This is a genomic window from Billgrantia gudaonensis (assembly GCF_900100195.1).
GTDB classification, from domain to species: domain Bacteria; phylum Pseudomonadota; class Gammaproteobacteria; order Pseudomonadales; family Halomonadaceae; genus Halomonas; species Halomonas gudaonensis.
In genome coordinates this window covers 204,152-221,583 of record NZ_FNES01000001.1, presented here as the reverse complement: position 1 = coordinate 221,583, position 17,432 = coordinate 204,152, and the positions used below count along the sequence as shown (strand labels likewise).

Annotated in this window: 17 protein-coding genes and 1 other RNA gene; 15 read left to right on the top strand and 3 right to left on the bottom strand. The window is 64.6% G+C overall.

All coding sequences use genetic code 11. The features are described 5' to 3' along the window. Window positions 1-20: 20 nt before the first annotated feature. The 8 genes from BLP96_RS00990 to BLP96_RS00955 all read left to right on the top strand — a co-directional run bounded on the left by BLP96_RS00990 (window position 21) and on the right by BLP96_RS00955 (window position 7,030). The gene (locus tag BLP96_RS00990) at window positions 21-722 is read left to right on the top strand and encodes a CoA transferase subunit A (protein ID WP_089682173.1); all 702 of its coding nucleotides are present in this window, start codon (window positions 21-23) and stop codon (window positions 720-722) included. Continuing rightward, window positions 712-1,365 carry a 3-oxoacid CoA-transferase subunit B gene (locus tag BLP96_RS00985; protein WP_089682171.1) on the top strand — a complete coding sequence of 218 codons (654 nt, stop codon included), beginning with the start codon at window positions 712-714 and terminating at the stop codon, window positions 1,363-1,365. The genes BLP96_RS00990 and BLP96_RS00985 overlap by 11 nt, the downstream gene beginning before the upstream one ends. Next, window positions 1,365-2,648 (top strand): ArgE/DapE family deacylase, encoded by a 1,284-nt coding sequence (locus BLP96_RS00980; RefSeq protein ID WP_089682167.1) that lies wholly within the window; start codon window positions 1,365-1,367, stop codon window positions 2,646-2,648. Before BLP96_RS00985 ends, BLP96_RS00980 begins: the two co-directional genes overlap by 1 nt. Then, window positions 2,645-3,835 carry an acetyl-CoA C-acyltransferase gene (locus BLP96_RS00975; protein WP_089682166.1) on the top strand — a complete coding sequence of 397 codons (1,191 nt, stop codon included), beginning with the start codon at window positions 2,645-2,647 and terminating at the stop codon, window positions 3,833-3,835. Before BLP96_RS00980 ends, BLP96_RS00975 begins: the two co-directional genes overlap by 4 nt. Before the next feature lie 175 nt (window positions 3,836-4,010). Then, a complete protein-coding gene (locus BLP96_RS00970) occupies window positions 4,011-4,814 on the top strand; it encodes a transporter substrate-binding domain-containing protein (RefSeq protein ID WP_089682164.1) in 804 nt (267 codons plus the stop codon). Window positions 4,815-4,906: 92 nt separating this feature from the next. Then, window positions 4,907-5,548 carry an amino acid ABC transporter permease gene (locus BLP96_RS00965; RefSeq protein ID WP_245682113.1) on the top strand — a complete coding sequence of 214 codons (642 nt, stop codon included), beginning with the start codon at window positions 4,907-4,909 and terminating at the stop codon, window positions 5,546-5,548. A 36-nt stretch (window positions 5,549-5,584) separates the two neighbouring features. After that, complete coding sequence (locus BLP96_RS00960; protein ID WP_089682160.1) at window positions 5,585-6,238, top strand: amino acid ABC transporter permease; 654 nt, start codon at window positions 5,585-5,587, stop codon at window positions 6,236-6,238. Window positions 6,239-6,250: 12 nt separating this feature from the next. Then, a complete protein-coding gene (locus BLP96_RS00955) occupies window positions 6,251-7,030 on the top strand; it encodes an amino acid ABC transporter ATP-binding protein (protein ID WP_479688544.1) in 780 nt (259 codons plus the stop codon). A 64-nt stretch (window positions 7,031-7,094) separates the two neighbouring features. On the opposite strand, the gene BLP96_RS00950 is transcribed toward BLP96_RS00955, so the two are convergent. Continuing rightward, entirely contained in the window at window positions 7,095-7,400 is a 306-nt protein-coding gene (locus tag BLP96_RS00950; protein ID WP_089682156.1) for a hypothetical protein, read from the bottom strand. A gap of 130 nt (window positions 7,401-7,530) precedes the next feature. Continuing rightward, window positions 7,531-7,627, bottom strand: an RNA gene (ffs, locus tag BLP96_RS00945) — signal recognition particle sRNA small type. Between the two features lie 362 nt (window positions 7,628-7,989). Between ffs and BLP96_RS00940 the strand changes: the two genes are divergently transcribed. Genes BLP96_RS00940 through BLP96_RS00925 form a run of 4 tightly spaced genes read left to right on the top strand, consistent with a single transcriptional unit; the run spans window position 7,990 to window position 10,198 of the window. After that, the gene (locus tag BLP96_RS00940) at window positions 7,990-8,541 is read left to right on the top strand and encodes a sigma-70 family RNA polymerase sigma factor (RefSeq protein ID WP_089682154.1); all 552 of its coding nucleotides are present in this window, start codon (window positions 7,990-7,992) and stop codon (window positions 8,539-8,541) included. Beyond that, the gene (locus BLP96_RS00935; protein WP_089682152.1) at window positions 8,541-9,530 is read left to right on the top strand and encodes a FecR domain-containing protein; all 990 of its coding nucleotides are present in this window, start codon (window positions 8,541-8,543) and stop codon (window positions 9,528-9,530) included. Before BLP96_RS00940 ends, BLP96_RS00935 begins: the two co-directional genes overlap by 1 nt. 39 nt (window positions 9,531-9,569) lie before the next feature. Next, window positions 9,570-9,827 (top strand): type II toxin-antitoxin system HicA family toxin, encoded by a 258-nt coding sequence (locus BLP96_RS00930; RefSeq protein WP_089682150.1) that lies wholly within the window; start codon window positions 9,570-9,572, stop codon window positions 9,825-9,827. Continuing rightward, window positions 9,824-10,198: a type II toxin-antitoxin system HicB family antitoxin gene (locus BLP96_RS00925; RefSeq protein ID WP_089682148.1), complete on the top strand. Its 375-nt coding sequence runs from the start codon at window positions 9,824-9,826 to the stop codon at window positions 10,196-10,198. Before BLP96_RS00930 ends, BLP96_RS00925 begins: the two co-directional genes overlap by 4 nt. Before the next feature lie 214 nt (window positions 10,199-10,412). Here BLP96_RS00925 and BLP96_RS00920 read toward each other — a convergent pair whose 3' ends face one another. After that, window positions 10,413-10,850, bottom strand: coding sequence for a hypothetical protein (locus BLP96_RS00920; RefSeq protein ID WP_089682146.1), 438 nt, complete (start codon window positions 10,848-10,850; stop codon window positions 10,413-10,415). 338 nt (window positions 10,851-11,188) lie between these two features. On the opposite strand from BLP96_RS00920, the gene BLP96_RS00915 reads away from it, so the two are divergent. The 3 genes from BLP96_RS00915 (at window position 11,189) to BLP96_RS00905 (ending at window position 17,365) form a co-directional block, all read left to right on the top strand. After that, a complete protein-coding gene (locus BLP96_RS00915) occupies window positions 11,189-14,701 on the top strand; it encodes a TonB-dependent receptor (protein ID WP_089682144.1) in 3,513 nt (1,170 codons plus the stop codon). A gap of 66 nt (window positions 14,702-14,767) precedes the next feature. Beyond that, on the top strand, window positions 14,768-15,703 hold the full coding sequence (locus BLP96_RS00910; RefSeq protein WP_089682142.1) for a Slam-dependent surface lipoprotein: 936 nt from the start codon (window positions 14,768-14,770) through the stop codon (window positions 15,701-15,703). Window positions 15,704-15,847: 144 nt separating this feature from the next. Then, window positions 15,848-17,365, top strand: a complete 1,518-nt coding sequence (locus BLP96_RS00905) for a surface lipoprotein assembly modifier (RefSeq protein ID WP_176761422.1) — start codon at window positions 15,848-15,850, stop codon at window positions 17,363-17,365. The last annotated feature ends 67 nt before the right edge of the window (window positions 17,366-17,432 follow it).

Here is a 17,432-nt window from a genome sequence, read left to right as displayed (position 1 = left end):
TGCGACGAGAAAGGCCCTACATGACATTGCTCACCCACAAGCATCGCACCATCGAGGCGGCCATCGCCGCCATTCCCCATGGCGCCTCGATCATGGTCGGCGGCTTCGGCTCGCCGGGCACCCCCTTCGCTCTGATCGACGAACTGCTGGCACAGGGCCAGCACGATCTCACCCTGATCAAGAACGACGCCAACGAGCCGGGCATCGGCATCGGCAAACTGATCGAAGCCGGCCGCGTGACCCGCTTGGTCACCTCGCACGTCGGCCTCAACCGCCGCGCCATCGACGCCATGAACCGTGGCGAGCTCGACGTGACGCTGGTCCCCCAGGGGCTGCTCGCCGAAAAGATCCGCAGTGCCGGCGCCGGTCATCACGCCTTTCTGACCGACATCGGCCAGGGCACCGAGATCGCCGCCGAGCGCCGCGAGATCGAACTGGACGGTCGCGTCTGGGGCATCGAGCCGGCGCTCTACGCCGATTTCGCCCTGGTCCACGCCGAGCGCGCCGACCGCTACGGCAACCTGATCTATCGCGCCACCGCCAGCAACTTCAATCCGCTGATGGCCATGGCCGCCGACACCGTCATCGCCCAGGCCTACCGCGTCGACGAGCCGGGCCGCCTAGCGCCCGAGGCGATCCACACGCCCTGTGCCTTCGTTAGTCAGGTGGTTCGCGTCGACCCCGCCACCGCTGAGCAGGGGAGGCGCGCCCATGTCGGCTGATCAAACACGCATTCTCGCCCGCGCCGCCCGCGAGGTTCTTCCCGGGCAGATCGTCAACCTGGGCATCGGCCTACCCACCCGGCTCTTCCATTACCTGCCGGCAGAAATGGAGGTGCTGGTGCACTCGGAGAACGGGGTGCTGGGCTGTCGCCCGCGGGCCGAGGGCGAAGCGCCGGACTACGACATGATCGACTCCGGCGGCACCTACATCGCCACTCGCCCCGGCGCCAGCGTGTTCGACAGCGCCACCTCTTTCGCCATGATCCGCCGCAGCCGCGTGGATCTCACCTTCATGGGCGCCTTCGAGGTGGATGCCGAAGGCAACCTGGCCAACTGGAAGATCCCCGGCCAGTTTTCGCCGGGCATCGGCGGCGCCATGGAGCTGGCGCAGAAGGTCAGGCGCCTGGTGATCCTGTGCTCGCACAACGACAAGCACGGCAACCCCAAGGTCCTCGAGCACTGTCGCCTGCCGCTCACCGCACCGCGCTGCGTGTCGCGCATCATCACCGACAAGGCGGTGATGGACGTGACACCGCAGGGGCTCGCCGTGGTGGACATCGCCGAGGGGCTGAGCGTTGCCGAGCTGCGTGAGGCCACCGAAGCCGAGCTGAACATCGACGAACGGCAGCTGGGGAGGTTCTGATGCTCACCGCCACCGAGAAACGCATCGTCGCCGAGTGCGAGGCGCTGATGGATGATGCCCTCGCCATGACCTGCGACCTGGTGCGCGGCTACAGCGTGCTGGGCCGCGAGCACGGCGCACTGGATACCATGGAGCGCTGGTTCGAGCGCCTGGGCCTACCGACGACCCGTGTGCCGCTCGACGCTCCCGGCTTCGCCGAGAACCCGCACCGCGCCCCCACCGAGTGGGACCCCACCGGACGCTATAACCTGGTGTCGCGGCTCAACCCCGAAGCCAGCGGCCCCCATCTGGTATTCAACGGCCATCTGGACGTGGTGCCCGCCGAACCCACCGACATGTGGACCCGGCCACCCTGGGAACCCTGGGAGCGAGACGGCTGGCTCTACGGTCGAGGCGCCGGCGACATGAAAGCCGGCATCGCCGCCATGACCCTGGCCGTGCAGGCCGTACGCCGAGCCGGCGAAACCATCGACTTCCCGCTCACCCTGCAGACGGTGATCGAGGAAGAGTGCACCGGCAACGGTGCCCTGGCCTGCCTGCATCAAGGCCATGGCGGCGACTTCGTGCTGATTCCCGAGCCCTTTGGCGCGCAGATCTACAGCGGCCAGGTAGGCGTACTATGGTTCCGCCTGCGCCTCGACGGCGTGCCGGCCCACGTGCTCGACACCGGAGCCGGAAGCAACGCCATCGAGGCGATCGTCGACTATCTGCCCGCCTTCGAGACGCTGGAGGCGGAGATCAACGCCCTTCCCCGCCCGGCGCTCTACGCCGAACATCCGCACCCCTTCAACCTGAGCATCGGCAAGATCGAAGGCGGCAACTGGGCCTCCAGCGTACCGGCCCATGCGGTACTCGAAGGCCGGGTCGGCTTCCCGCCGGGCATGACGACGGGCGAGGTGATGACCCGGGTCAGACGCACCGTCGAGCATCGCCATGCCCAGCTCGCCAATGGCAGCCCGCTGCCACGACTCGATTTCCACGGATTCCGCTCCGAGGGGCATCAAGTCGATCTCGACACGCCGGGCATCCGCCTGCTCTCGGCGTGCCACGAGGCGTTGCTCGGCGCCCCACCGTCCCACTACCTCTCCACCTGCACCACCGACCTGCGGGCCTTCCACGTCAGTGGCGGGATCAATGGCACCTGCTACGGCCCGGTGGCCGAACGCATCCACGGCGTCGACGAATGTGTCTCCATCGACTCCATCCGCCACGTGCTGACCACCTACGCCCTGTTCCTGCACCGCTGGTCACGGCTGGCCGACTCCGGAGAACGCGACGCATGAAGAACGTCTATCTCGCCGACTACGCTCGCAGCGCCTTCACCCGCGCCCATCCTCGCAAACCGGAGGTCGACGCCTGGGCCGGCACCCGCGGCGATGTACTGCTCGCCCAGGTGCTCGACGGCCTGCTGGCGCGCTGCGACATCGATCCCGAACGGGTGGAAGACCTCAGCGTCGGCTGCGCCCTGCCGGTCAAGGAGCAGTGGAGCTTCGGCGGGCGCTACCCGCTGTGGCTGTCGCAACGCCTCGGCCCCAGTGGGCGAGGCTGCGCCACCCGCCAGCTCGACCAGCAGTGCGGCTCGGGGCTTGCCGCCCTACGCAGCGCCGCCCGGGAGATCCAGGCCGGCGGTGTGGAAGTCGCCGTCGCCGGCGGCTACGAAAACATGAGCCGGGTGCCCATGGGCCCCAGCCTCTTCGAGGAGGGCGTTCTGACCGCCCCAGCAGCGCTGCAAGCGGCGCCCTGGCTCGAGCTCGAGGTGGCACTGAACATGGGCCTCACCGCCGAGCGCCTGGCCGAGGCTACCGGCATCGAACGCGACGCCATGGACGCCTTTGCCCTCGAATCCCACCGCCGAGCGGCACGCGCCGAGGCCGAAGGGCGTTTCACCGGAGAGCGCCTGGCGCTGGCCACCCCTGCCGGAGACATCATCGACCGGGACACCAACATTCGTGCCGACGCCAGCCTGGAGCGGCTCACCGGGCTCGACCCGGTGTTCGTCGAGGGCGGTCGCATCACCGCCGGCAACAGCTCGCCGCTCACCTCCGGAGCCGGCGCTGCACTGCTCATGTCCGAGAGCGCCCTGGCCCATCACGACCTCTCGCCGTTGGCACGCATCATCGACATCGCCGACGTGGGCGTGGCTCCGGAGCGGATGGGCGCCGGCGCGGCCGCCGCGGCCGAACTGGCACTGGCCCGCAACGGCCTCGCAGTGGACCGGATCGACGCCTGGGAAATCAACGAAGCCTTCGCTGCCGTGCCGCTGCACGCCATCGCCACGCTCGGGCTCGATCCGGCACGCGTCAACCGTTGGGGTGGTGCCCTGGCACTGGGCCACCCACTGGGCGCAACCGGCGTACGCCTGGCCGGCTCCCTGGCGCGCATTCTCGAACATACCGACGGCCGCTATGGCTGCGCCGCCGCCTGCATCGGCGGCGGGCAGGGCATCGCCGTGATACTCGAGCGCATATGACGGCGCCAACAAGGCTTGCTAATGTCGAACATTCAACTTCAAGAAAATAACGGGAGGTGATAGCGCAGCAAGGCCCGGACCCGCTTCGAAAGCGTGAAGCATCAATGCGACATGCCGCGACACGGAACGTGTCGCAAGCCTCACAAAAACGAACCAACATCGAGCAGGAATCGACATGACAATTCACAACAAGCCATTCCATCGCCCTCTCATCGGGGCCATCACCTTGATCGGCGCCATTACCATGGCAAGCCTGCCCGCCCAGGCGCGGGACTTCGCCGAGATTCAGGACGACGTCTTTCAGGTCGCCAACTCCGGTGCTTATCCGCCTTTCAGCTACGTCGACACGGATGGGAACCTGGTCGGCTTCGATGTAGACATCGCCGAAGCGCTGGCAGACAGGATGGGAGTCGAGGTCAATATTCAAACCTCTCCGTGGAACGGCATCGTTGCAGCTCTTGCCGGCGGCCGATTCGACGCCTGCATTTGCAGCATGAGCGTGACCGAAGAGCGTCAGCAAGCCGTCGACTTCACCGACAGTTATTACAGCTCGGGACTCTCCATCTGGGTTCAGGAGGGCACCGATGACGTCAACAGCATCGACGATTTCTCCGGCAAGCGGGTCGGCTCGACTCTCGGCGAAACCGGCAATCAATGGGCCACCGAGAACGGCGACGGGAAATGGCGCAATCAGACCTTCCAGGGCCTTCCCGACATGCTCAATGCGCTCACCACGGGTCGAATCGATGTGATGATCGCCGATGACATTCCTGTCTACGTGGCACTCAACAACGAGGACATCGACATCAAGCAGGTCGATGTGGGCGAGCTCCCCAGCTGGCCTGCAGCCATTTCCATTCAGAAAGACAAGCCTCAGCTCAAGGAAGCCCTCAATACCGCACTGGCCGAAATCAAGGAAGATGGCACCTATCAGGAGATCGTCGACAGGTGGATCGGCGAAGGGGTCGAGTTCGACTGACCCATCCTGGACCAGCAGGGCGAGAGCCCTGCTGACCTGAACCGGCTTCTTATCGCAACAACTGAGTAAAGGGGCTCATGGACATCAACTTGATGATCGATATAACGCCGCTGCTGGTGAAGGCGGCCTGGGTCACGATCGACATATCGGCTCGTGCCCTTTTCTTCGGTTTCTTCATCGCCTCCGCGCTGGTGGCGATGCGAACCTCACGAATTCCGCCCGTCCGCTGGCTCGCACGCGCCTATATCAGCGTCGTTCGCGGCACTCCCTATTTCGTACAGCTGCTGCTGGTGTTCTACGGCGGGCCCGCGATCGGCCTGCGCCTGGACCCGTTCACCTGCGGCGTGGTAGTCGGCGCCTTCAACATTGGCGCCTACATGAGCGAAGCCATACGCGGCGCCATCGAATCCGTCGACAGCGGGCAACACGAAGCGTCTCGGTCGCTCGGGTTCGGCCGCTTCGCGACGCTACAGCACATCGTTCTGCCTCAAGCGGCCGGCTTGATGATTCGCTCCATCGGCGTGCTCGCCATCATCCTGGTCAAGAACTCCTCGCTGGTATCCATCATCTCGGTGGTCGAACTGACCTACCAGGCTCAGCGCCTGATCGGCTCCACCTACAAGCCCCTGGAAGTCTTCTCGGTAAGTGCCCTGATGTACATCGTCATCATCTATGCCGTCATGGGCATCGTCGAGTTCCTCTATCGTCGCGCCACGCGATACACCTATCTGTAGAACTTCCAGGCCATGACACAACCAGGGTAAGCCATCATGGAATTCGACTTCAGCCCCGTCATCACCTACTTTCCAACTCTCATCAAGGGTATAGGAGCCACGCTCCTGATTGGCCTGGTGGTTGCCATCATGTCGATCATCGGCGGCCAGATCGTCGCCGTAATCACCCTCTACACGAAAAAAACCGTTAACTGGCCGCTGCGTTTCTTCATCTGGCTCTTCATGACGACGCCGCTCCTTCTCCAGCTTTACTTCCTGTACTTCGGCATGGGGCAATGGATATTGATCCCGGCCATCGTGGTAGGCGTTCTGGGGCTAGGCTTCCACTATATGGCCTATAACGCCGATATCTTCATTGCCACCATCAAGTCGGTATCGAGCGGACAGTACGAAGCCTCGCGATCGTTGGGGTTCGGCCATCTCGCCACCCTCTTTTACATCATCATTCCGCAGGCCTTCTATCGCGCCATTCCCCAGCTCGGTAACAACATGATCATCATGGTCAAGGACATCTCGGTACTCTCCGCCATCGGCATCGCCGAGCTGGTCTATCTCTCGCAGTATGCCATCAGCGTGACGTTTCGCCCCTTCGAATTCTATATCACGATCGCGGTCATCTATTACCTGATCAACGTTCTGATGGAAACCGGTCAAGCCTGGGTAGAACGTCGTGCCGCCATTCGCCGCTAACGAGGAACACACATGACACAAGCGACAGACACTTCCATGGTCGAGCTCCAGGGAGTCAAGAAGCGATTCGGTGACCTCGAGGTGCTCAAGGGCATCGATCTCCGGGTCGACCGCGGCAAGATCATCTCCATCATCGGCCCGTCGGGATCGGGAAAAAGCACGTTGCTACGGTCCATCAACAACCTGGAAGCGATCGACGATGGCCGCATCCTGCTGGATGGCGTCCAGGTCAACCGACCCGACTTGAAGGGCCTTGCCTTCGAGCGACACATCAACCATATACGCCAGAACATGGGCATGGTGTTCCAGCACTTCAATCTGTTCCCTCACCTTTCGACGCTGGAGAACGTGACGCTGGCGCCCAGGAAACTCAAAGGAATGGATGCCAAGAGCGCGCGGGAGCTGGGCATGGAACTGCTGGAGAGAGTGGGGCTGGCGGATAAGGCCGCGGTCTATCCCAGCTCCCTGTCGGGCGGCCAGAAACAGCGCGTCGCCATCGCTCGCGCCCTGGCCATGCGTCCCAAGGTCATGCTCTTCGACGAGGCGACCTCGGCGCTGGACCCCGAGCTGGTGGAAGAGGTGAACCAGGTCATGAAGAGCCTCGCCGAAGAGCACATGACCATGCTCATCGTCACTCACGAAATGGCCTTCGCCCGCGACGTGTCCGACTGGGCGATGTTCATGGACGGCGGCGTGGTGGTGGAGGAGAACACGCCCGACGACCTGTTCACCCAGCCCGATCAGGAACGCACTCGCAATTTCCTGCGCAAGCACCTGGCAAGCCAGGCCTGACCCTCCAACGCAAGCGGGGAGGCCCATGGCCTCCCCGCTTGCATGACAGGAATCGAAACGCGCGTCAGGCGCAGTCCGCCGCCCCTTCACCGAACATGTCGAACAGCAACTCGCGCCCCATGGGGGTGAGGATGAAACGCCCCTGATCGTTGTAGGTGGCCGCCTCGCTGCGCTCGAGCACCTGCTGGCAGGTGTCCCACTCGGCGGCGTTGCGGCGTAGCTGACCAAGGGCGGCACGATCCAGACCGCGGTGCGAAACGGTCACCGTCTCCAGCACGTGTCCATTGTGGTAGAGCAGCGCCGCCACGTTCGACAGGCACTGACGGAGGCTGCGCTGAATGCCTGCCGTGCTGGAGGTATCGATGGCCATGCGTCGTTTCTCCCTGTCGCGTAGTTTGCTGCAGTGCATGATAACACCGCGGCAAGAATTAGACAAAGGTAGAATATCGACGAAGGACTAATACGACGGGAATGGCGCCATGGCCCCGAAATGGAGGCGGCCCCGACAGCCACATCCCGGCACACGCGGCCACCGCTACCGTTGCTCCCTTCCGGGCCTGGCGGGGTTCGCGGTTTAGCGTTGCGGGAGGACCGACGGGGCCACCACAGCGCGATGCTCTCGGCATCGAACTCGACCTGCCTTCAACGACTTGCCGAGCGCAGCGCACTATACCAGTGCCACCACTGGCCAGCAACCGTTCGGCCGATCGACGAGCCTGCACTGATCGGCTCACGCACGATACGGGCATTTGCCCTTCGGCTCCCGAATCAGTCAGTCGCTCCGCTCCAGCGGTAGCCCAGATGCGTGCCGCCATGAGACTGCAAGTAAAACACCTGATACCAGGGTATTGATGCGCATCAACTCAACCCTCGACCCAACAAGGTAACGATAATTGTTTTTATTTGATACAGGCTTTAGACTCATCGGACTCGCTGGGGAACCCGAGGGTCGACGAGTCATGCAAACGCTGGGGGCAACCGCACCGACCATCAGCATCGAGACGGTGTACGGTCAGCATCACGACTGGTTGCGAAGCTGGCTGTGCCGACGCCTGGGCAACGCCAGCGACGCCGCCGACCTGGCCCACGACGCCTTTCTGCGCCTCATGCTCAAGCCCGCCTCCCGCGGTTTCGCCAGCCACGGCGAGGCCCGCGGCTATCTGCGTACCATGGCCAATGGCATGTGCATCAACCTGTGGCGGCGTCGAGAGGTCGAGCGGGCCTGGCTGGATACCCTGGCCGCTCGCCCGCAGGAGCATGCGCCCTCCGCGGAACGGCAGGCGATGATACTGGAGGCGCTGAACGAGATCAGTGCCATGCTCCTCGAACTGCCCCCCAAGGCGGCGCGCGCCTTCTTCCTGGCCGCCGCCTGTCAACTGACCGACCGGGAAGCGGCGGAAGAGCTGGGCATCAGCCCGCGCATGGTGCGCAAGTACGTTGCCCGGGGCATGCTGCGCTGCATGCAACTGCAGGCCAGGGAAACCCTCGATGCGCTGCACGGCACCGACTGATGGGCCACGCCAGCGAACCCTCCCACGAGAGCCTGGAGCAGGCGGCCGAATGGTACGCCCTGCTGCGTTCGGAAGAAGCCGACGCCGGCGATCGCGAACGCTGGCAGGCCTGGATGGCCGCCGCTGTGGAGCACCGCCGTGCCTGGGGCTACGTGGAGTCGGTCAGCCGCCATTTCGCCACCCTGCAGACGACCCCCGATCCGCGCGGCACCGCGGAGGAGCTGTGGAAGGCGAATGACCGGGTGATGCAGCGCCGGCGCGCCCTGGGCAGCCTCGTTGCCGTGGTCGGTATCGGGCTGGCCGGCTGGCTCACCTGGCGCAGCACGCCGCTGCCCTACCTGACACGCACCAGGAACGCCGACTACCGCACGGCCACCGGGGAGATCCGCGAGATCGCCCTGCCGGACGGCAGTCGGGTCTGGCTCAATACCGCCACCGCCATCCACGAAGCCTATGATGCCCGGTACAGGACTCTCTCGCTGATCGAAGGGGAAATCCTCATCGACACCGCCAGCGATCCGTCACGCCCTTTCGTCGTCGAAACGCCCCAGGGCCGGCTGCGTGCACTCGGCACTCGCTTCACCGTCCGGCGGCGCGGCGAGAGCAGCGAACTCAGCGTCCATGCCGGCGCCGTGGAAATCGCCACCCAGTCGGGGGCCTGGAACGTCGTGCCTGCCGGCCGCCGAACCCGCTTCACCCATGACGGCATCGCACCGCTGGCGCCGACCGACAGCGCCCGCGAGGCCTGGAGCCGGGGCGTGCTGATCGTCGAGGACATGCGGCTCGGCGAACTGGTCGAGGAGCTGCGCCGCTACCGCAGCGGCCACCTGGGCCTCTCCCCCACCGTCGCCGACCTGAAGGTGTTCGGCAGCTTTCCCATCGACGACACCGACGCCACCCTCGACATGCTGGCCTCGGCCCTGCCCATCCGCATCCAGCGCCGCCTGCCTTGGTGGGTCAGCATCGAGCCCCAGGCCGACAGCGACTGAGCGTTGCGCCATGATATCACTCAAAGATACTATCCTCTTATGAAGGCCAAGCACCGCAGAATCCTCAAGGCCCTCTATCGCCATCCCACGGCCAGCGGGATCGTGTTCGCCGACATTGAAGCGCTTGTCATCGCCTTGGGCGGTGACGTTCGTGAAGGCGATGGGTCGCGTGTGGCTTTTGAACTGGGTGCCGGCGGCCGGCTTTACTTGCACCGCCCGCACCCTGGCAAGGAGGCCAAGAAATATCAGGTCGAGGATGTACGCGCCTGGCTAGACGAGAGAGGAATCAGGCCATGACCAACGTACTCACGTATCAAGGCTATACCGCCCGTATCGAATTCGACGCCGAGGACGAGGTATTCGTGGGACACGTGCTCGGAATCGCCGACCGGATCAGTTTCCACGGCGACAGCGTGGCCGAACTGACCGATGCCTTCCATGCAGCCGTCGATCACTATCTGGAAGACTGCCGCACCACCGGGCGTCAACCGCTCAAGCCCGCATCCGGCCGCGTACTGCTGCGCATCCCCCCCGAGGTACATGCCGCCGCCAACGTTGCCGCCCAGGCATCCGGCAAGAGCCTCAACCAATGGGTCGCCGACACCATCGCCCGCGCCGCCAACGAGGCTGGATCGCTACCTGTCGAACACTCTGGATCAAGCAGTTGAAGGCCTCACGGCCAGACGTTTCGACCGCAACCAGACCCGACGCCTGATGCACGAGAATGCCGGCCTCAAAACAGGCGGAATCAGCGGCGCTGGGCGCGCTATGAGCACGGCAATGCGCGTCAGCATTGAAATTTGCATCGATAAGGTTCTATGGCGCCAGCCTTGCACTTGAAACAGTGACTGAGCGTTGCGAACTCTCGGTCCCCGCCACCCCTCACACATGAAACATGAATTTGGCCAGGATCACGATCAGCACCATATGGGCGAACACGCTGTAGTGGGTCAGCTTGAAGCGGCGCGAGGTCATGGTGCTGCATAGCGAAGCCCGAATGGCGGTGACGAAATGCACCAGCACGCTGAGGGCCAACAGGATCTTGAGGCTTAGCAGGGTCGAGAACGGGCTCGAAAACGCAGGGTACCAGGCATCCCAGTAGACCCGCCCCACCAGCGCGGCACCCGAGACGAACAGCAGACCGACCACCCAGGGCATGAACCGGCGGGCCCGGGTATGAATGCCCGCCTCCACCCGCTCCATCATGCCGTCCGGCAAATGGTTGCGGATGGGTTCCAGAAAAAGCACCTCGAACGCCACCACACCGATGAACAGGATGGCGCAGCCCAGGTGAAGCACCAGCAGGACGGGGTATTCCATGAGCGAATGTCGACTCCATCGTTGTCGATCTCACGCATTTGAGATCGAATATCATTTCTGATTATATTTTTGCCGATGCCGATTGGCAATGCAGCTGCCGGAACGCTGCCGCTAGAGGAAGCACGGGCTCCCTCCTGGCCGACCCCGAGACCGTGACGCACGATCCATGCTCGCCACCAATGCGAAACGCCCGCATTTTTTTTCGCATCACGGTTCCGCTTTTAGGCCCCTCGCGTGATTAGGGAGGTAGACGAGCGACACGCATCGCCCGGCCAGCCCGCCGGGCGGCGGAGAAGCGCTCGCCGAAGCCAACCTTTCATTCAGGGAGCCATCCTTCCATGCAACGCCGTCGCACCCTTTCGGTCACTCCATCGCCCCGAACGCTCGCCCTTCCCTTCCCGCCCGGCCCGCTGCCCCTGGCCGTGAAGGCGATCATGACGGGCAGCCTGCTGGCCCTCTCCGCCTGGCCCATGGCCGCCCAGGCGCAGTCTTCCAGCGAGCCGGCGGCGGTACAAAGCGGCGCCACGGAGGATGCCACGCGGCACTACGACATTCCCGCCGGGCCGCTGGCACAGGCCCTGAACCGCTTCTCCAGCGAGGCGGGCATCTTCCTGGTGGGCGCCAGCGAGCTTGCCGAAGGCAAGCGCAGCCCCGGCGTGCAGGGCCGGTTCAACGTCTCCGCAGCACTCGACGAGCTGCTGGCCGACACCGGGCTCAGCGCACAGCGCACCGCCCCGGGGCGCTACCGCCTGCAAGGCCGCACGGCAAGCGGCGAATCCGATCTCTCGGTGGTCACGGTCACCGCCGCGGCGCCGGACGAAGACCAGGAGCAATACGACGACGTCTACGACCAGAACGTCACCAACCTCTATATCGACCGGGAATACCTGGAGCGCTACCAAACCGCCAACCCTGCCGATGTCTTCAAGGGCATGAACGGCGTCTACAGCATGGATGCCCGTAACGGCCACTCGATCACGCCGAACATCCGCGGGCTGTCGGGCGAGGGCCGGATACCGCTCACCGTCGACGGCACCGAACAGTCCACCAACGTCTGGCTGCAGGTGTATGGCGTCGGCAACCGCAACTACGTCGATCCGGCCCTGTTCCGCAGCATCGAGGTGGAAAAGGGCCCCTCGTTGAGCCGCGGCATCAAGAGCGGGGTGGGCGGAGCGGTCAATGTCAGGACCATCGAAGCCGACGACATCATCCCCGAAGGCGACAACTTCGGCATCGAAGTCAAAGTGGAAGGCTCCGGCAACACGGTGGACCCCCAGGTCGATGCCAACAGCTACTTCGGCATGGATTACCGCGACATTCCGGGGGCCGAACTGGGCGGCAGCAACAACGTCAACATCCCCCAGCCCGTGCCGCGCACCAAAGACAACGATGATCGGTTCAACTTCGACGACCATACGGAGATGCTCACCATCGCCGCCCGCAACGAGGTCACCGATTTTCTGATCTCGCACAGCCGGCGCAGCAAGGGCAACTACTTTGCCGGTACCCACGGCGCCGACAAGTACACCAACAACGATGCCTACGCCATCGATACCGAGGCCAACTTTCCCAACCTGACCAAGCTCTACTATCCCGGCAACGAGATCCTCAGCACCTCCAGCGACACCGAAACCACCCTGGTGAAGAACAACTGGTACCTGCCCGACGACCACGAGATCGGCCTGAGCTTCATGCGCCTGGACCTGGAGTTCGCCGAAACCGGGCCGGCGCAGGCGCTGAGCTCGCTGGGCTTTGCCGAACAGGAGCACCTGGACATCGACGGCCAGCTGGTGGCCGAATTCCCGCGCTCCGAACTGCGCCTGGACACCTACAAGCTCAGCCACGCCTGGAAGCCCGAAGGCTCGCGATGGATCGACCTGGAAAGCAGCCTGTGGATGACCAAGACCGACGGCGTGCGCCACCAGACCGGCAGCGGCGCCTACTACATACATGAAAGCCCCGCGCTGGACGCCTACAACGACCTCAAGGCGGACTGGGACTATTGCCGATCCGGCAACGTGGGCAACCTGCCCAGCGGCGCCCCCTACTTCAACTGCTTCACCGATCCCAGCCTCAACCCCAACCTGGGCGGAACCGAACCGGAAGAGCCGGACCACGACGGCACCATCTACCCCGGCAGCGCCCAGTGGACCGAGCACGACCGCGCCGGCTTCGATGTCAGCAACCGCATGCGGCTCACCGACAACCTGGCCATGACCGTGGCCGGCGCCTTCCAGGACGAGAGCCTCGACGAAAGGGTCGCCGAGATGGCCGCCAGCGGCGGCGGCATTGGCCCGGACGGCGCCATGTTCCACTACGCCACCGAAAACTACGGCCCGCGCTCCGGCGAACGGCGCGAATACAGCGGCTCCGTCAACTTCGAGTGGGAGCCCACATCCTGGCTGACCCTGACCGCCGGCACCCGCTACAACCGCTACTCCTCCTACGACGAAGGGCTGGCCGAACGCCGCCGCCAGCAGATCGCCAACGCCGCGGCCGATCGGGTCAAGACCGGGGTGGAGCTGAGCTACGGTGAGCTGCTAACGGAAGAAGAAAGGAACACGTACTACACCCTGGCAGAAAATTACTTGGACGCGGACGCTGCCCTCACTGACGCGGATTGGGATGCGTGGATTTACGACGACATTACCACCCCAGCCATGGCGGCGCGGAATGAAGCCCATGCTGCTGTCCAAGAGTTCAGAGGAGGGCCGGACGGCATTTTCCAAGACTACGCTGATGGCATCTGGTACTGGAACAAGGAGGTTGTCGTACCCATCGTCGACGGCAAACCGGATGCCTCGCAGAGCCCGTTCGGCGACGAGCCGCTAGATGAGACGGAAACGGTATCCACCGTCGACATTCACGGGCAGGCGGTGGAAGTTCCGATCAGGACCAGAGGAAATACACCCCGTACGGGTACCGCCGTCTATGAGGAGCTGGCCGCCGATCAGCGCTGGGCCGCTCCCGAGAAGCAGTCCGGCGAGGCTTGGTCACCCATGCTCTCGGCCACGCTCCAGGTGGCGTCGCACAGCACCCTATTTGCGCGCTATGCCCAGACCACCCGCTTCCCCAGCATCTTCGAGATTGCCTCCACCTCGGTGAACCTGGGCGGCACGGTCGGCACCCTCAGCACCCAGGGTGCCAGCAAGCCCGAGCGCAGCACCAACTGGGAGATCGGCTACGCCCACGACCTGACCCAGTTCTTCCCGTCCCTGTACCGGGCCGATGCGCGCCTGAGCTACTTCGACACCACCATCGACGACTTCATCGAGCGCACCTCGACGCTCGACGTCATCCAGTTCGACGAGAAGCGGCTCAGCGGTATCGAATTCCAGTCGCGCTTCGACAGCGGCCGCTTCTTCGGCAGCCTGGGGGCCACCTACCGCCTCGACCAGAAGCTGTGCGACGAAGACTACGCCTACGGCATGGACGTGTACTACAACCGCGTGCCCGAGTGCATGACCGGGGGCTTCCCCGACACCCTGACCGCCACCAGCCTGCAGCCCAAGTATTCCATCAATGCCGAGCTGGGCACCCGCCTGCTCGACCGGCGCCTGGAGCTGGGCTGGCGCACCACCTACCACGCCAAGGCCGAGAACGACCAACTGGACGACCTGCTCAACACCAGCTACGGCGCGGACGTCTGGCAGGAGAGCAGCATGCGCCAGCTGTTCTGGCACGAGACCCTGCTGCACGACGCCTACGCGCGCTTCCACGTGAACCCGCACCTGAGCATGAACCTGGGCGTCACCAACGTCACCGACGAGTACTACATGGACCCCATGTCCAAGATTCCCGTGCCCGGCCCGGGCCGCACCGTCACCGCCGGGCTGAAATTCCGCTTCTGATGCGCTTTTTTGCCGGTTTTTCATAAAAAACCGGAGATGTAACCAACTCAACCAAGGAGCAATACCATGAAGGCACAGCTAGTACTCACCAGCCTGCTGGCCGCCGCCATCGGCGCCACCCCGGCCCTTGCCGCCGACGTGGCAGGGGGCTCATCCGACCCGGACAACGTGGAGACGGGAGGCTCCACCCTGTTCGGTAGCGGCGATGCCGGCCTCAAGCTGGCCGGCTCTTCCGCCTACATCGACCTGGCCGGCGGCCCCATCGCCCAGTCCAACAACGCCATCAGCCGCGGCGCCGACGGCCTGGGCAACTACTACCTGAAGGGCGAGGACATCAACTTCCTGGCCGGACTGATCATGGGCGACACCAAGATCGCCCAGGTGTGGAAGAGCGACGTGGCCTACAACGGCAGCACCACCCGCATCAACAGCGTGCGCCAGATGATCGTGCCGCCCTCGGCAGTGTCGTCGTTCATGCCGAACTTCGGTGGCCTGGTGATCGGCCAGGTGGACGGCAGCTCGGTCTATTTCGGCGAATGGTCGCCCAAGGGCAGCGGCTACGCCGCGGAAGACAGCACCGACCTGAACATGTCGAGCAGCGAGCGCACCGTCTGGTACGTGGGTGACGATGCGGTAGACAGCGACAGCATGCCGACGGCCATCGACGCCACCTACAGCGTGGTGGGTATCCAGCAGACCGGCGTGGGCAGCAACCTGCCCGGCTCGCCGGACGTGTATACCGGCACGCTGGCCGCCAGCTACGCGTCCGGCTCCGGTTCGCTTTCCGGATCCATCGACCGGGGTACCGACACCGTCGACTTCACCGGTACCGACATCCTCGACAACGGCACCTTCACCCGTGCTAGCGGGAGCAGTCAGGATATCGAGGGCCGCTTCTATAACGGCGCCGAGGCCCTGGCCGGTATCTACACCGGCTCCAGTGGTGCCGCCGACGATGTCGCCTTCGGCGGCAGCAAGACCGGCGGCACCATCACGCCCTGAAGAAGAGTGCGCTTCACCGGCTGCCACTGGTGAAGCGCGCCGAACCGGCGGATATCGGGTCCGGTATCCGCTCGAGCCATGCCAACCCGGGGCCGGTTCGCCGGCCCCATTCTACTCAGCGTCAACCCATCCCGGAAGGCACCCATGTTCTGCTGTTTTCACCGCGGCACGGCCGCCCCCGCCCTGCCCGGGCGATATCGCCGCGCCGCCGCGTGGCTGCTGCTGGCCATGCTGGCCGCACCGGCAGCCCAGGCCGATGACGACGACACCCGCCGCCTGCTGGACGACGCCAGCCGCACCATGGAGCAGTTCGAGCGCCCCGAGTGGACCCCCTTGCAGCCGCAGGGCGAGCTCTCCGTCATCGTCGATGGCCAGCCCTATCGCCTGGAGCGAACCCTGCAAGACCTGGAGCCGGCGCTCTACATCGCCATCAATACCGGCCAGTGGAACACGGTTCGCGCCCTGGTCGAGGCATACCGCCAGCTCGACGGGCACGAGCCCCACCTGGCGCTGATGGCCGAGGGCCTGGCCGCGCGGCACGCCGGCGACTACGGCGCGGCGATCGAGCGGCTGGAGCGCGCCCACGACGCCGCCCCGGACGACATGCGCACCCAGATGGAACTGGCCCGCGCCTACGCCGAGGACAACCAGGACCGCGAGGCACGGCGACTGTTCGAACGGGCATTGAGCAACAGCCTGCCCGCCGATACCCGAGACCTGCTGCAGCAGTACGTCGACGCCGTGGACGAACGCGGCCGCTGGCAGGGCTCCATGGCCCTGGGCGTGGGCCATAGCGACAACGTCAACCAGGCCAACGGCTACCGGCAGTGCGCCTGGGACTTCGCCGGCCATTGCCTGGGGTGGCTCGAGCTGCCCGAGCCGATGGATTCTCCCTTCATGCGCTACGACCTGGTGGCCAGCAAGCGCATCGCTCTCGGCAGCCACCACAACCTGCTGATCCGCCCGGTGAGCCACGGCACCCTCTATCGCGAGCGCGCCGAGGCGAGCGCCACGCTCGAGAACTACAGCGACAACACCAGCCTGCTGTACCTGGGCTATCAGTTCGCCAACGCGCGGCTGACCGCCAATCTGCTGCCCTACGTGGAGAACTACTACCGCAACGGCCGCACCAGCTACCGCGCACCGGGGCTCCAGACGAACTGGCGCTACTTTCTGACCCCCAAGCTGCGGCTCAGCCTTCAGGCAGGCATCAAGCGCCTGCACTACCGCGGCGAGGACAGCGAGCTCTACGCCGACTACACCCGCAAGACCTCCTCCCTCACCGCCGCCTACTATCTCGGCGACAGCACCCAGCTGTACGGCGGCATCGACTTCCATCGCAACGACTATGCCAACGAGGTTCACAGCAGCGAGGAGCGCGCGTTTCGCGCCGGGGTCTTCCATCGCCGCCAGGACATCGGCGTCTTCGCCAACCTGATGGTGCAGCGCAAGCACTTCGAGAACGATGCCCACAATTTCTTCTACGGCGTGAGGCGCGAAGACACCCAGGATGCCGTCATCGCCACGCTGGGCTTCCCCAAGCTGTCGATCTTCGACGCCTACCCGGAGCTGCGCTTCAAGCACGTCGACAACGACAGCAACACCATCCATCACGGCTACCGGCAGAACGAGGTCACGCTGCAGTGGCGGCTCAATTTCTGATGATGACACCCCGGCATGGGTCTGCATTACCGACAGACGATATGCCGCCCGAGCATGAAGCCCCACC

Coding starts and splice junctions, on each gene's coding strand:
- BLP96_RS00975 (WP_089682166.1), top strand. CDS start 2,645: ATGAAGAACGTCTATCTCGCCGACTACGCTCGCAGCGCCTTCACCCGC.
- BLP96_RS00930 (WP_089682150.1), top strand. CDS start 9,570: ATGAAGGCCAAGCACCGCAGAATCCTCAAGGCCCTCTATCGCCATCCC.
- BLP96_RS00970 (WP_089682164.1), top strand. CDS start 4,011: ATGACAATTCACAACAAGCCATTCCATCGCCCTCTCATCGGGGCCATC.
- BLP96_RS00965 (WP_245682113.1), top strand. CDS start 4,907: ATGATCGATATAACGCCGCTGCTGGTGAAGGCGGCCTGGGTCACGATC.
- BLP96_RS00960 (WP_089682160.1), top strand. CDS start 5,585: ATGGAATTCGACTTCAGCCCCGTCATCACCTACTTTCCAACTCTCATC.
- BLP96_RS00990 (WP_089682173.1), top strand. CDS start 21: ATGACATTGCTCACCCACAAGCATCGCACCATCGAGGCGGCCATCGCC.
- BLP96_RS00985 (WP_089682171.1), top strand. CDS start 712: ATGTCGGCTGATCAAACACGCATTCTCGCCCGCGCCGCCCGCGAGGTT.
- BLP96_RS00955 (WP_479688544.1), top strand. CDS start 6,251: ATGACACAAGCGACAGACACTTCCATGGTCGAGCTCCAGGGAGTCAAG.
- BLP96_RS00915 (WP_089682144.1), top strand. CDS start 11,189: ATGCAACGCCGTCGCACCCTTTCGGTCACTCCATCGCCCCGAACGCTC.
- BLP96_RS00935 (WP_089682152.1), top strand. CDS start 8,541: ATGGGCCACGCCAGCGAACCCTCCCACGAGAGCCTGGAGCAGGCGGCC.
- BLP96_RS00940 (WP_089682154.1), top strand. CDS start 7,990: ATGCAAACGCTGGGGGCAACCGCACCGACCATCAGCATCGAGACGGTG.
- BLP96_RS00905 (WP_176761422.1), top strand. CDS start 15,848: ATGTTCTGCTGTTTTCACCGCGGCACGGCCGCCCCCGCCCTGCCCGGG.
- BLP96_RS00950 (WP_089682156.1), bottom strand. CDS start 7,400: ATGGCCATCGATACCTCCAGCACGGCAGGCATTCAGCGCAGCCTCCGT.
- BLP96_RS00910 (WP_089682142.1), top strand. CDS start 14,768: ATGAAGGCACAGCTAGTACTCACCAGCCTGCTGGCCGCCGCCATCGGC.
- BLP96_RS00980 (WP_089682167.1), top strand. CDS start 1,365: ATGCTCACCGCCACCGAGAAACGCATCGTCGCCGAGTGCGAGGCGCTG.
- BLP96_RS00920 (WP_089682146.1), bottom strand. CDS start 10,850: ATGGAATACCCCGTCCTGCTGGTGCTTCACCTGGGCTGCGCCATCCTG.
- BLP96_RS00925 (WP_089682148.1), top strand. CDS start 9,824: ATGACCAACGTACTCACGTATCAAGGCTATACCGCCCGTATCGAATTC.